At 60.2% G+C, this 12,674-nt stretch carries 12 protein-coding genes; 9 read left to right on the top strand and 3 right to left on the bottom strand.

Annotated elements, in window-relative coordinates; translation table 11 throughout:
* Window positions 1-12 precede the first annotated feature (12 nt).
* The 7 genes from QAT43_RS03810 to QAT43_RS03780 all read left to right on the top strand — a co-directional run bounded on the left by QAT43_RS03810 (window position 13) and on the right by QAT43_RS03780 (window position 9,213).
* Complete coding sequence (locus QAT43_RS03810; RefSeq protein WP_305041714.1) at window positions 13-462, top strand: N-acetyltransferase; 450 nt, start codon at window positions 13-15, stop codon at window positions 460-462.
* 112 nt (window positions 463-574) lie between these two features.
* Window positions 575-1,444: a M23 family metallopeptidase gene (locus QAT43_RS03805; protein ID WP_305041713.1), complete on the top strand. Its 870-nt coding sequence runs from the start codon at window positions 575-577 to the stop codon at window positions 1,442-1,444.
* 244 nt (window positions 1,445-1,688) lie between these two features.
* Window positions 1,689-4,382, top strand: a complete 2,694-nt coding sequence (gene secA, locus QAT43_RS03800; protein ID WP_305041712.1) for a preprotein translocase subunit SecA — start codon at window positions 1,689-1,691, stop codon at window positions 4,380-4,382.
* 34 nt (window positions 4,383-4,416) lie between these two features.
* Window positions 4,417-6,096, top strand: coding sequence for a hybrid sensor histidine kinase/response regulator (locus QAT43_RS03795; protein ID WP_305041711.1), 1,680 nt, complete (start codon window positions 4,417-4,419; stop codon window positions 6,094-6,096).
* A 46-nt stretch (window positions 6,097-6,142) separates the two neighbouring features.
* Window positions 6,143-7,342 carry a bifunctional glutamate N-acetyltransferase/amino-acid acetyltransferase ArgJ gene (gene argJ / locus QAT43_RS03790; protein ID WP_305041710.1) on the top strand — a complete coding sequence of 400 codons (1,200 nt, stop codon included), beginning with the start codon at window positions 6,143-6,145 and terminating at the stop codon, window positions 7,340-7,342.
* Between the two features lie 27 nt (window positions 7,343-7,369).
* Window positions 7,370-8,032: a deoxyribose-phosphate aldolase gene (deoC, locus tag QAT43_RS03785; RefSeq protein WP_305041709.1), complete on the top strand. Its 663-nt coding sequence runs from the start codon at window positions 7,370-7,372 to the stop codon at window positions 8,030-8,032.
* Window positions 8,032-9,213, top strand: coding sequence for a phosphopentomutase (locus QAT43_RS03780; RefSeq protein WP_442900198.1), 1,182 nt, complete (start codon window positions 8,032-8,034; stop codon window positions 9,211-9,213). Before deoC ends, QAT43_RS03780 begins: the two co-directional genes overlap by 1 nt.
* A gap of 17 nt (window positions 9,214-9,230) precedes the next feature.
* Here QAT43_RS03780 and QAT43_RS03775 read toward each other — a convergent pair whose 3' ends face one another.
* On the bottom strand, window positions 9,231-10,004 hold the full coding sequence (locus QAT43_RS03775) for a PilZ domain-containing protein (RefSeq protein ID WP_305041707.1): 774 nt from the start codon (window positions 10,002-10,004) through the stop codon (window positions 9,231-9,233).
* Window positions 10,005-10,163: 159 nt separating this feature from the next.
* Here QAT43_RS03775 and QAT43_RS03770 point away from each other — a divergent pair, with 159 nt between their 5' ends.
* The gene (locus QAT43_RS03770) at window positions 10,164-10,568 is read left to right on the top strand and encodes a DUF2914 domain-containing protein (protein WP_305041706.1); all 405 of its coding nucleotides are present in this window, start codon (window positions 10,164-10,166) and stop codon (window positions 10,566-10,568) included.
* 96 nt (window positions 10,569-10,664) lie between these two features.
* Here the strand turns inward: QAT43_RS03770 and QAT43_RS03765 are convergent, their stop codons facing one another.
* Entirely contained in the window at window positions 10,665-11,102 is a 438-nt protein-coding gene (locus QAT43_RS03765; protein ID WP_305041705.1) for a MucR family transcriptional regulator, read from the bottom strand.
* A gap of 139 nt (window positions 11,103-11,241) precedes the next feature.
* Between QAT43_RS03765 and QAT43_RS03760 the strand changes: the two genes are divergently transcribed.
* Entirely contained in the window at window positions 11,242-12,282 is a 1,041-nt protein-coding gene (locus QAT43_RS03760) for a deoxyguanosinetriphosphate triphosphohydrolase (RefSeq protein WP_305041704.1), read from the top strand.
* Window positions 12,283-12,357: 75 nt separating this feature from the next.
* Here QAT43_RS03760 and QAT43_RS03755 read toward each other — a convergent pair.
* The coding region (locus QAT43_RS03755) for a hypothetical protein (RefSeq protein WP_305041703.1) at window positions 12,358-12,674 on the bottom strand (317 nt) is incomplete at its 5' end.

Genomic DNA, 12,674 nt, shown 5'->3' with positions numbered 1-12,674 from the left:
GAACAAAACCCTATGATTCGCAAAGCTGTGATCGCCGATGCCAAATCCATTCACAAGCTGCTCATCGGTTACGCCAAGGACGGCCAGATGCTGCCCCGCTCCTTGCAGGAAATCTATGAAAACATCAGGGACTTCTATGTATTTGAAGAGCAGGGGCAGGTTCTGGGCACGGTGTGTCTCAACATCTGTTGGGAAGATCTCGCCGAGGTTCGCTCCCTCGCCGTCGCCGATAACCAGATCGGTCGCGGCATCGGCCGGCAACTCGTGGAAGCCTGCCTTGCCGAGGCCCGGCAATTCGGCTTGCGGCGCGTGTTCGCCCTGACCTACAAGCAGGATTTCTTCGCGCGTCTCGGTTTTCACGAAATCGAGAAAAGCCAGCTACCGCACAAGATTTGGAGCGACTGCCTCAAATGCGCCAAATTCCCCGATTGCGACGAGATCGCCGTGTGTATTGATCTGTGATTTTCCAAACATCGTTCTAGAAAAATCGCAATTTATTCTTGACAGACGGATGTCCTATCTCTTACTAAAAAGGGATTCGTCTGAGCGATAAGAGTTCTTTAAGGAGTTGGGTTTGGCCGCCAGGAAATTCACTCTTCTGGTAATCCCCGAGGGTTCCCACCATGTGCGGCGTCTCGTGGTGCGCCTCTGGACGCTGCGTCTGCTGGCCGCGCTGCTGGTGGTTCTTTTGGGCGGCCTGGGCTACCTGGCCTGGGAGTTGACCGGAACCCGGGTGGATTACACCGAGCTGTCGCGCCTGAGGCAGGCCAATTTCGCCCAGAACAAGGAGCTGCGCGTGCTTTCCCAGCGCCTTGAGGATTTGCGGCAAGAGTTGGTGGTGCTGGCGCAGAATGATGCCAAGGTGCGCGTCATGGCCAAGCTCACCAAGCCCAAGAGCGATTCCTTGGGCGGTGTCGGCGGTCCGCCGGAGGACGCCTCCTGGGATGAAATCACCGATCTGCAACTCCAAATCGACCAGGTTCGTGCCGCCATCGATCTGCGTCGCTCCAGCCAGGAAGAAATCCAGGGTTTTCTCAACGACCAGCGCTCCCTCTCGGCGGCCAAGCCCTTGGGCTGGCCGACCCGCGGGTGGGTGACCTCAAGCTTCGGCATGCGCAATTCTCCCTTCTCCGGCCGGCGCAAGATGCATGAGGGCCTCGATATCGCCGCGCGCACCGGAACCCCCATCGTTGCCACCGCAGACGGCATCGTCAGCCGCTCGGAGACCGCTCCCGGCTACGGCAAGCTGGTCGTGATCGATCACGGCTACGGCTACAAAACCTTCTACGCCCATAACTCCCGCAATCTCGTCAAGATCGGCGAGCGCGTCCGGCGCGGACAGAAGATCGCCGAGGTCGGCAACACCGGGAGTTCAACGGGCTCGCACGTGCATTACGAAGTCCGCTTGAACAACCTGCCTCTCAATCCCCGCAAGTTTCTCTGATTCCGCCACGATCCCGTTCCGCAGCTTCGCCCCTGGTTCCCCGGTCACCCTCGGACGGTTTTTTGATTAAAAATCCCGGTCACTTTTCTCGGTTAAGTTCTTGTGGGTATCCGGGCCTTGTGTTAAAATCCGTGCCCCGGGAGTCAAAGGTTTTTTCCGCTCTTGGAGGTTGTCCTTTTTCATTTTCTGCCGGTCCGGTGGTTAGCCTTCGGGTGCCCACCGCATCTGGCCTGGAGCATTCTGAATGATTGGTTCATTGGTCCGTAAAATCGTGGGCAGCAAGAACGAGCGCGATCTCAAGCGCATGCAGCCCACCGTCGATCTCATCAATAGCCTCGAGCCGCGCATGCAGGCTCTGAGCGATGGCGAACTCAAGGGCAAAACGGCTGAATTCAAGGAGCGCCTGACGCGCGGTGAAACTCTCGAGGATCTATTGCCCGAGGCCTTTGCGGCGGTGCGCGAGGCCGGGCGGCGGGTTTTGGGTATGCGCCATTTCGACGTTCAGCTGATCGGCGGCATGGTGCTGCACTCGGGTAAAATCGCCGAGATGAAAACCGGCGAAGGCAAGACCCTGGTCGCCACCCTGCCGACCTATCTCAACGCCCTCGCCGGCAAGGGCGTGCATGTCATCACGGTCAACGATTACCTGGCTCGGCGCGACAGCGCGTGGATGGGCCAGCTCTACAATTTTCTCGGGCTCGAGGTCGGGGTCATCGTGCACGGCCTGACCGATGCCCAGCGCAAGCAAGCCTATGGCGCCGACATCACCTACGGCACCAACAACGAATTCGGGTTTGATTACCTGCGCGACAACATGAAATTTTCCCTGGACGATTACGTCCAGCGTCCTCATCATTTCGCCATTGTCGACGAGGTCGACTCGATCCTCATCGACGAAGCGCGCACCCCGCTCATCATCTCCGGTCCGAGCGCCGCCTCCAGCGAGCTCTATTACGCGGTCAACCGCATCATCCCCATGCTTAAGAAGGGTGAGGTGGTCGAGAGCCGCGACGGCAAGATCGGCCAGACCCTCAAGACCTACACCGGCGACTTCACCGTCGATGAGAAAAGCAAGGCGGCCTCCCTCACCGAGGAAGGCGTGGGCAAGGTCGAGCGTCTCCTCAACGTGGACAACCTCTACGACCCTCGCAACATTGAGCTCGTTCACCACGTCAATCAGGCTCTCAAGGCCCATGCCTTGTTCAAGCGCGACGTCGATTACGTGGTCAAGGACGGCGAGGTGATGATCGTCGACGAGTTCACCGGGCGCATCATGCCCGGGCGACGCTGGAGCGACGGCCTGCATCAGGCCATCGAGGCCAAGGAAGGGGTCAAGATCGAAAGCGAAAACCAGACCCTGGCGACCATCACCTTCCAGAATTACTTCCGCATGTACGAAAAGCTGGCCGGCATGACCGGAACCGCCGATACCGAAGCGGCCGAGTTCCACCAGATCTACAAGCTCGAAGTGGTGGTGATCCCCACCAATCGGCCCATGGTTCGCAAGGATCAGGCCGATCTGATTTACAAGACCGAAAAGGAGAAATTCAAGGCGGTCATCGACGATATCGTGCGCTGCAACGAAAAGGGCCAACCGGTCCTGGTCGGCACCATCTCCATTGAAAAGTCCGAGGTGCTCTCCGAGATGCTCAAGCGGCGCGGCGTTCCGCACAACGTGCTCAACGCCAAGCACCATGAGCGCGAGGCGGAGATCGTCGCCCAGGCCGGCCGCAAGGCGGCGGTGACCATCGCCACCAACATGGCCGGCCGCGGCACGGACATCCTGCTTGGCGGCAATCCCGATATGCTGGCACGCAAGGATGCCGCTCTGGCCGAAGATCCCGAAGGAGCCTACGCGGCGCTGCACGAGAAATTCGTGACCCGCTGCGCCGCCGAGAAGGAAGAGGTGCTCGCCGCCGGCGGCCTCTACATCCTCGGCACAGAGCGGCATGAGTCGCGGCGCATCGACAACCAGCTGCGCGGCCGTTCCGGGCGCCAGGGCGATCCGGGGGAGAGTCGCTTCTATCTGTCCCTGGAGGACGATCTGTTGCGGATTTTCGGATCCCACCGGGTGTCATTCGTCATGGACAAGCTCAAGATTCCCGAGAACGAGCCCATCGAGCACGGGATGATTTCCAAGGCCATTGAAAACGCGCAGAAAAAGGTCGAGGGCCACAACTTCGAGATCCGCAAGCATCTGCTTGAGTATGACGACGTCATGAACAAGCAGCGCGAGGTGATCTACACCCAGCGGCGCGAAGTCCTGGGCGGACAGAATCTTCGCGATACCATCGATGCGGTGCTTGGCGAGACGGTGGAGGATATGGTCAGCACCTTCTGCCCCGACAAGTCCAATCCGCGCGATTGGGATCTGGCGCGTCTCGGCGAGGATTTTTTCAATCTGTTCTATTTTCATCCCGAACTGCCCGGAGAGGATGACGGTCCGCTGCCCGGGCGCGACGAGTTGGAAGAGTCCCTCAAGGAGCAGGTACGCCGCCGCCTTCTGGAGAAGGAGGAGGAATTCACCTCGCCGGTCATGGAGCATCTCATGAAGGTGCTGCTCCTGCAAACCATCGACGTGCAGTGGAAGGACCATCTGCTCTCCATCGACCATCTCAAGGAAGGTATCGGCCTGCGCGGCTATGCGCAGCGCAACCCCAAGGAAGAATACAAGAAGGAAGCCTATGGCCTGTTCATGGCCATGATGGGGCGCATTCGCCAGGAAGTCCTGAGCAAGCTCTTCCGCGTGCAGCTGGCGCGGGAGGACGACGTCGAGCGCATGGAGGCCGAGCAGCGCCGGCGCCGCATCGTACTGACCCGGGCGGGTGCCGAGGACAAGGCGCACAAGCCCGTGACCCGCGACGAGGACAAGGTCGGTCGCAATGATCCCTGCCCCTGCGGCAGTGGCCAAAAATACAAGAAGTGCTGTGGACGCTGATCAAGGTGCAGTTTTGACATCCAAGGGAGCCGGCATGGATCTGTCTGACCGTAGCGATGTCGTTCCGGGCATTCTGTTGGTGGACGACACTCCATTCTTCCGCCGCTCCGCGCGGGACGTTCTGGAAAACCGCGGTTACCGCGTGATCGCGACCGATAACAGCGCCGAGATTCCGGGCATACTTGCCGCTGACGACATTTGCGCGGTGCTGGCCGACCTGCAACTCTCCCCTGTCGGGGGTGTCGACGTGCTGGGGATGGTCAAGGAGCTTCGGCCGGAGTTGCCCGTCATCATTACCGCGTCGCGGGAAGATTTCGCCGCGGCCCGGCAGGTACTGCGTCAGGGCGCCATTGATTACCTGGTCAAGCCGGTCAGCGATGAGGAGCTCTCCGAGTCGGTACGCCGGGCCCTCGAAGCCCACCGCGCGTCGGTGCGGCAAAATGCCGCCCAGCGTGAGGCCCAGCGGAGGTTGTCCGATCTGATCCTTCTCAAGCAGATCGGCGAAACGGCCAGCAACGGCGCCGACCTGCAAATTCTCTTCGACAAGATCGTTGACTCCATTACGCTGTCCGCCGACGTGGAGATGGTTTCGCTCATGTTGCGCGACGACGCCGGCAACCTGTCCATCGCCGCGGCACGCGGCCTTTCCTCGGATATCATGACCCGCGCGCGAGTGGCGCCCGGCGAGGGCATCTCCGGTCATGTTTTGGCCACCGGTCGTCCCATTCTCATCACCGATCTGTCCCGCGACCAGCGTTTTCATTCGGCCGGGGACGCCGAACGCTACAAGAACCAGTCGCTGCTTTCCGTGCCCATTCGCATCAAGGAGCGAGTGCTCGGCGTCATCAACGTCAACAACAAGCGCACCGGCATGACCTTCAATACCGAGGATCAGAGCCTGCTCACCACGATCGCCCACCAGGTGGCCCTGGCCATCGAGAACTTCAAGCTGGTTGCCAGTCTGTGTCAACAGGCCCGCGAGTTGGAGGAGGCCAACCGCCATCTGGTCAAATTCAACAAGGCTCGGTCGCAGCTGGTGTGCAATCTGTCCCACGAACTCAAGACCCCCCTGACCTCGATTCTCGGCTTTGTCGATCTCATCATCAATTTCTTTGACCATATCAACCGCGATGAACTGCGCGATTACCTGGGCAAGGTGCATGCGGAAAGCCTGCACATGGAAAAGTTGATTTCCGGCATGCTGCGTCTTTTTTCCATCGACTCGGGGGGCGAGCGCTGGGATTGGCGCACCTTTTCCATTGAGGGACTGCTCAGCGAGGCATTGACGCGCCGGGGCTCGGATATTGCCGAGAAGGATCTGCAACCTTGCATCGAGGTTGCAGAGGATCTGGCCGATGTCTTCGGCGACCCGGAAAAAACCGGCATTCTCATCAACGCCCTGGTCGACAATGCCGTCAAGTTTAATCGCAACGGCGGACGCATCCAGGTGCGTCTGGAAAACCGCCAATACGACAACAAACCCCATGTGTATCTGCAGATCCACAATGACGGTCTCGCGGTGCCCGCCGAAGCCGGCGAGGATATCTTCAACGAATACACTCAGTTGGGCGATATCAACACGGAAAAACCCACCGGGGTGGGCATCGGTCTCGCCATCTGCAAGGCCATCGTGGGACGCATGGGCGGCAGTATTTTCCTTGAGCCGACCCAGGGCGAGGGCACTACGTTCGGGGTGCTGCTGCCCACGGGCTGAGGTTCCCAAGTAGCTTATTCACCTCCTTTTCCGGAGATTGATTCCCATGTCCAGCCAGAACCTTCCCCATGTTCGGGGCTTCAAATTCGCTGCCCGCGGTGCCGGCATCAAAAAATCCGGCCGTCTCGATCTCGGTCTGCTGTATTCCGAAGTTCCGGCGCGCTGCGTCGGCGTGTTCACCACCAACCGGGTGGTTGCCGCGCCCCTGGTGGTCAGCATGCCGCGCATCCGCAAGGGGCTCTGCCAGGCGGTGCTGGTCAATAGCGGCAACGCCAACGCCTGCACCGGGGAGCAGGGGCTGCGCGACGCCCTACGCTGTGGAGAACTGACGGCCCAGGCCCTGGGCATCGCCGAGGATCTGGTGGCGGTGGCTTCAACGGGCGTGATCGGCGCGCCCTTGCCCATGGCCAAGTTCGAGCAGCACATTCCCCTGCTGCCACAGCAACTCGACGCGGGCGGCGCGGCGTCCCTCGCCGAAGCCATCCGCACCACCGATGCTTTTGCAAAAATCTCCTTCCGCCAGGGGCAGGCCGGCGGCAAGCCCTACCAGATTCTCGGGTTGGCCAAGGGTGCCGGCATGATCCATCCCAACATGGCCACCATGCTGGCCTATGTGGTGACCGATGCCCTGGTCGCGCCCGCGTTGCTCGACGCGGCGCTGCGCCGGGCGGTGGCGTGTTCCTTCAACGCCATCAGCGTCGACGGCGATACCTCAACCAACGACATGGTGCTGCTGCTGAGCAACGGGCAGGCCGGAACCCCGGAAATTCAAGAGCAAAGCGCCGAGGCCGAGATCTTTGTAGAACTGTTGGAAGAGATTCTCGTCGATCTGGCCAAGATGATCGTGCGTGACGGCGAAGGCGCGACCAAGGTGGTGGAGATCCGTGTGCGGGGCGCCGCCGACGACGCGGGGGCAACCCAGGTGGCGCGCAGCGTGGCGACCTCCAATCTGGTCAAGACCGCTTTTTTCGGCGAGGATGCCAACTGGGGACGGATCATTGCCGCGGTCGGCTATTCCGGCGCCGATATCGATCCGGCGCGCATCGATATCTTCTTCGACGAGGTGGCCGTGGTGCGCAACGGCATTGGCACGGGCAAGGAACTCGAGGAACAGGCCACGGCCGTGCTGAAGAAACCCGAATTCCGGGTGCTCATCGATTTGCACCTGGGCGGCGGCGCCGGGGTGTATTACACCTCCGACCTGAATTATGACTACATCAAGATCAATGCCGATTATCGTACCTGACCCCGCCGGGCCGGACACGGCGAGCCCATGAACCCCGCATCCTTTATCGATCATACTCTGCTCAGGCCCGATGCCACCGCCGCTGAAATTCGCAACCTGTGCGAAGAGGCGGTGGAGTGCCAGTTTGCCGCGGTCTGCATTCCGCCGGTTTATGTGCGGCAAGCCGCCGAGCTGGTTTATGGCTCCGGCGTGGCGGTGGCGACCGTCATCGGCTTTCCCCTGGGCTATCAGACGCCTGAAGTGAAAGCCTACGAGGCGGCTCGGGCGGTACAGCAGGGGGCGAAGGAAATCGACATGGTCATTGGGCTTGGCGCCGCCCGCGAGGGCAATTTGCGGCAGATCGGCGAGGATATCGCCGGGGTGGTTCGGGCTGCCTCCGGAGCCGAGGTCAAGGTGATTCTCGAGTGCTGCTATTTCGCCCCGGACGAAAAACGCGCCCTGGCCGAGGTGGCCCTGGCTGCCGGCGCGGGCTGGCTGAAAACGTCCACGGGCTTTGGTCCGGGGGGCGCGACGCTGGAGGATGTCGCGCTGCTGCTCGACGTCAGCCGTGGACGTGCCGGTGTCAAAGCCGCCGGCGGCATCCGCGACTGGGAAACCTGTCGGCGTTTTTTGCAGCTTGGCGCAGGTCGTATCGGCACCAGCAGCGGGGTGGCCATTCTCCATCAATGGCGCGCGGCACACGGCCTTTGATGCAAGGGCGTATCACCAGAGTCGTGCTGATCACCCTCGACGGCCTGGGCGTTGGGGCCCTGCCCGATGCTGCCGCCTACGGCGACGGTGCTGTCGACACCCTGGGCCATCTTCTCAAGGCCCAGCCCGCCCTGCGCCTGCCTCATCTGCGAGGCATGGGCCTGGGCAATCTGCATCCCGCCGCGGGCTTGGCCCCTGCGAACCCGCCCTTGGCCTGTTTCGGGCGCATGGCGGAGCGATCCGCCGGCAAGGACACCACGACCGGTCATTGGGAACTGGCCGGGCTCATCCAAAGCGACCCCCTGCCGACCTTTCCGCGAGGATTCCCCCCGGAAGTCATCCAGGCCTTCACAGAAAAGACGGGGATTGAGCCCCTCGGCAATATCGCCGCCAGCGGCACGGAAATTCTCGAGCGTCTGGGCGAGGAGCATTTGCGCACCGGACGTCCGATTCTCTACACCAGCGTCGACTCGGTTTTTCAGCTAGCCGCCCACGAAGACATCATCCCCGTCGAGCGTCTCTACCAGCTCTGTCGCACGGCGCGGCGCATTCTCGATCCCTACCGGGTCGGGCGCGTGATTGCGCGTCCTTTTGTCGGTGACGGGCCCGGCAGCTTTCGGCGCACGGCGCGCCGCCACGATTTTTCCCTGCCCCCTTTTTCCCCCACGCTCCTCGATCTGTTGCTTCAAAGAGGTCTCGCGGTGATCGGCGTCGGCAAGATCGGCGATATTTTTGCCGGGCGCGGCCTGAGCCGATCCCTGCCGAGCCGCGACAACGCCGATGGCATGAAGCTCATACTGGAGAATTTTGTCGGGATGAAGCGCGGACTGCTCTTTGCCAATCTGGTCGATTTCGACATGCTCCACGGTCATCGGCGCGATACGGCGGGGTTCGCCCGAGCCCTGGAGGAATTCGACGGATGGCTACCGCTTATGCAAGGGGCGATGGGGGAGGGGGATTTGTTGGTGCTGACGGCCGATCATGGCTGCGACCCAACCGCGCCGGGAACCGATCACACCCGCGAATACGTGCCCTTGCTGGTGTGGAGTCCGACGTTTCGTGGGGGCACCGATTTGGGTTGCCGGAAAAGTTTTGCCGATGTCGCGGCGACACTGGGGGAGGCGTTTGAGGTGCCGATCGCCGCGGGGCGAAGCTTTCTAGCGCAACTGCCCGGTGCCTGACGGCACGGGGCCAGGTGTCAGACGGCGATGCTTTCCAGGCTGTATTCCTGATTGTGGGTGTTGTAAAAAGCCGGACGGGGCGGAGTGTTGCGATGCATGGGGCTCTCCAACTCGCGCACGAAGCAACCCGCGACAAAGCGGCTCAACGCCTGCTGGCTCTCCGGAGCAAGGCTGGTGAATTCGATGCCGTACCCCTGCATGTAATTGTTTTCGGGGGTCGGCTGAACCTCGTAGACGACGCGTCCCAGGGCTTCGAGCTCCTCCTTCATGCCGAGCAGGGGAACGCATAGCCGCACGGTTTCCGAGCGGTTGAGGCGATAGCCCGAGCGGATGAACATGCCGCCCGTTCCCAGGGTCAGGATCTGGGTCAGGTCCCATTGGCGGCCGTCGCGGCGAAACATGCCCGGCAGATGCACACCGGTCCGCAGGCGACGCCGGGGGTGGTTCTGCAACACCGCCTGGGTAAGGCCGTAAAGGGAGAAAATGTCCGAGGGAATTTTGCGGTAAGGCAACTCGGGAGAAAGCACCGGCAAGGGTTCGCGGCAATCGTCGAGCACCGCCAGGCGGGTGGCGCGCCGCTCCATTTGGGGAACCAGATGTTCCAAATCCGCGGCATGTTCGCGCAGCCAGGGCGCGTCGAAGATCACCAGCTGCGGCTCCGTCGCTTCCAGCAACCCGCAGATGTCGTCCCGATGGGGCGAGCTCAGGGGGCGATAGCCCCAGTGCTTGAGAATGATGTCCAGGTTGCTCATGAGGTTGTTCTGGCAGGAGGCGATCAGGACACGCTTCATGGAATCCTCTTTTGAAAAAATTTATTAAACTATAATTATTTATTGTGCCGGGGTCAAGGGGAAATTTTTGGCATGATCGTGTGCGCCTGGGTAACTGGCGGAGGTGCTTTTTCTGTGATATACAAAAGCGAGAAATCCACCGGGGGAGTGATTTATTTTATGAAGAGGAGCCTGGGCATGTTGAAAAAAGGGTTGGGGCTGGCGCTGGGAATGTTTTTGTTGGCCGGCGGCGTCCTTGCGCAGAGCCTGGAGGTCGTGGAAGCCGTGATCACGACGGACATCATCGATCGTGTTCCCGCCGATGCGGTCGAGAGTTATTCGGCCAATGTCGAGCAACTGCATTGCTTTACCCGCGTGCTGGGGGCCACCGAGGAAACCGCCATCGTCCATGTCTGGTTTCACGAGGGTACCGAGGTCACGCGCATGACCTTGCCGGTGCGTTCCTCCAACTGGCGCACTTGGTCGACCAAGACCATGAGTCCCGAAACCGCGGGCAATTGGCGGGTCGAGGTGCGCGATGAGCAGGGCGAGATCTTGAAACAGCTTTCGTTTTCGCTGTTTTGAAAGACCGGCAACGGCCAGACGCGGTCCGCACAAAAAAAAGCGCCCCCTTCGGGACGCTTTTTTTTTGTGCGTGGCAAACTCAATAAACCTGAAAAGCTACTGTTTCTTGCCCTTGCCGCGCGCCGCGCGGGCTTTGGCCAGATTTTCGCCGAGGCCGCGGTCCTTGGCCATCTGGCGGCGGCTTTCCGAATAGGCACGGGCAGCCAAGGGTTGGGTGCGGGGAATGTCGAACTGCTTGCGGTAGTCAGCGGGCTTCATGGCGTGGGCGGTTTTGAGATGGCGGGACAAGGTTTTCATCTCCTTGCCGCAGATCATGCAGGTTACTTTGTCACGGCCAAAAGCCTTCTTGCGTGATATAGACGGGGCGACCGCTTCGGGTTCGGCGGTTTCGACGACAACGGCTTCGCCTTTTTCGATAGCGTCGAGAGTTTTGTAGATTTCAGCCAATTCCGAAAGAAGCTCTTCCTTGGACATGGGGGTCGTGGAAGCGTGAGCAGCGACGATTTCGGCCGCCATTTCGAGAAGGGTGGGCATTTTTTCCTCCAGATGTTAAGGTGTTTTATCTGCAATCACTTTGACATGATTGCTTTGAAGTAATACAAGAATTTTTTTTAAAATCAAGGGAAAAAGAAAAATCAAGTTCGTATCGGCCGAAAAGGACGGATTTTTTCCAATGGATCTCAGAAATATCCTTGAAGAACGTGAAGCGCTCTACCTCTCCCCGCGGGCATCATTGAGCGCTCGCTCGAAAGGTCGTCGTGTCGAGGAAGATCCGTGTCAGGTGCGCACGGTTTACCAACATGATCGCGACAAGATTCTTCATTCCAAATCCTTTCGGCGACTCAAACACAAAACCCAGGTCTTTCTTGCTCCCGAAGGCGATCATTACCGTACCCGGCTGACCCACACGCTGGAAGTTTCCCAAATCGCCCGCACGGTGGCACGCGCCCTGGCGCTTAATGAAGATCTGACGGAGGCCATCGCCCTAGGGCACGATCTGGGGCACACGCCGTTCGGCCATGCAGGCGAGCGGGTGCTCAACGAACTGGTTCCGGGGGGCTTTCATCACGTGCGGCAAAGTTTGCGCGTGGTCGATATTCTGGAAAAGGGTGGCGACGGGCTCAATCTGACCTGGGAGGTGCGCGACGGTATCGTCAAGCACTCCAAGGGCGGTGGTCCTCTGCAAAGCGACGACCCCGGGGCCATGCCGGGGACGCTCGAAGGTCACCTGGTGCGTCGCTGCGATATGATTGCCTACGTCAATCACGACCTCGACGACGCCCAACGCGCGGGCATGATCGCCCTCGAAGACGTGCCGCTGGGAATTCTGGAAGTTCTCGGCACGACCCATGGACGGCGCATCGACACCATGGTCAGGGACATGATTTCTTCTTCCCTGGCCGTCGGCGGCACGCGCGTTTGTCAATCACCGGACGTCGAGGAGGCGATCCTGGCTTTGCGCAACTGGCTCTACGCCCATGTTTACCAGGAACCCCGCGTCGCTGCCGAATTCGATAAGGCGTCGCGCATCCTGCGTGAACTCTATGGTTTTTTCCGCAAGGATGCCGAGGCGCTGGTTCGTTTCGGCGGCCGGAGGGGCCCCAAGGATTCGCTGGATGTTTCCGTTGCCGATTTTTTGGCGGGCATGACGGATCGTTTTGCCATGAACCTCTACCAACGGTTGTTTTTACCGCAGCCTTGGAAGCTTCTATGAAGTCGTGCGCCGATGTTCTAAGCCCTTGAATTTCCCGGTAAATTAGGTTGACACCGGGGGAGTGCTGTGCTAGCTTCAATATTTATAATTGCTTAATCGACTTTTAATTTCTGTGTCGTCGTCCAGGGTGAAGGTTCTTGGTTTGACGATAGGCGCGCGTAACCGGCAGGTTTGGGCAAACGATTTGCATGTTTTTCCTCCTGCCGTTCGTTTGTTCGTGAATTCTGTCGGGCAGGCATGGCGTGAACCCATTTTGAGTCTCGTGAAAAAACCAGATGCCCTGCTTGATTTTGTCCTTCGTCCTGCCGGGATCCACGCCGATCCTGCCCGGGCTGCCGCAAGGAGGCACGCATGAGTAAGAAACTGCTGCTCGCCGATGACAGCATTACCAT

Source organism: Geoalkalibacter sp., from assembly GCF_030604225.1.
Taxonomy (GTDB): domain Bacteria; phylum Desulfobacterota; class Desulfuromonadia; order Desulfuromonadales; family Geoalkalibacteraceae; genus Geoalkalibacter.
This window is presented reverse-complemented; position numbering and strand designations above follow the sequence as displayed.

Excerpts from the sequence above, each read along its gene's own strand:
- QAT43_RS03810 (WP_305041714.1), top strand. The coding sequence starts at position 13 with ATGATTCGCAAAGCTGTGATCGCCGATGCCAAATCCATTCACAAGCTG.
- secA (WP_305041712.1), top strand. The coding sequence starts at position 1,689 with ATGATTGGTTCATTGGTCCGTAAAATCGTGGGCAGCAAGAACGAGCGC.
- QAT43_RS03795 (WP_305041711.1), top strand. The coding sequence starts at position 4,417 with ATGGATCTGTCTGACCGTAGCGATGTCGTTCCGGGCATTCTGTTGGTG.
- argJ (WP_305041710.1), top strand. The coding sequence starts at position 6,143 with ATGTCCAGCCAGAACCTTCCCCATGTTCGGGGCTTCAAATTCGCTGCC.
- deoC (WP_305041709.1), top strand. The coding sequence starts at position 7,370 with ATGAACCCCGCATCCTTTATCGATCATACTCTGCTCAGGCCCGATGCC.
- QAT43_RS03780 (WP_442900198.1), top strand. The coding sequence starts at position 8,032 with ATGCAAGGGCGTATCACCAGAGTCGTGCTGATCACCCTCGACGGCCTG.
- QAT43_RS03775 (WP_305041707.1), bottom strand. The coding sequence starts at position 10,004 with ATGAAGCGTGTCCTGATCGCCTCCTGCCAGAACAACCTCATGAGCAAC.
- QAT43_RS03770 (WP_305041706.1), top strand. The coding sequence starts at position 10,164 with ATGAAGAGGAGCCTGGGCATGTTGAAAAAAGGGTTGGGGCTGGCGCTG.
- QAT43_RS03765 (WP_305041705.1), bottom strand. The coding sequence starts at position 11,102 with ATGCCCACCCTTCTCGAAATGGCGGCCGAAATCGTCGCTGCTCACGCT.
- QAT43_RS03760 (WP_305041704.1), top strand. The coding sequence starts at position 11,242 with ATGGATCTCAGAAATATCCTTGAAGAACGTGAAGCGCTCTACCTCTCC.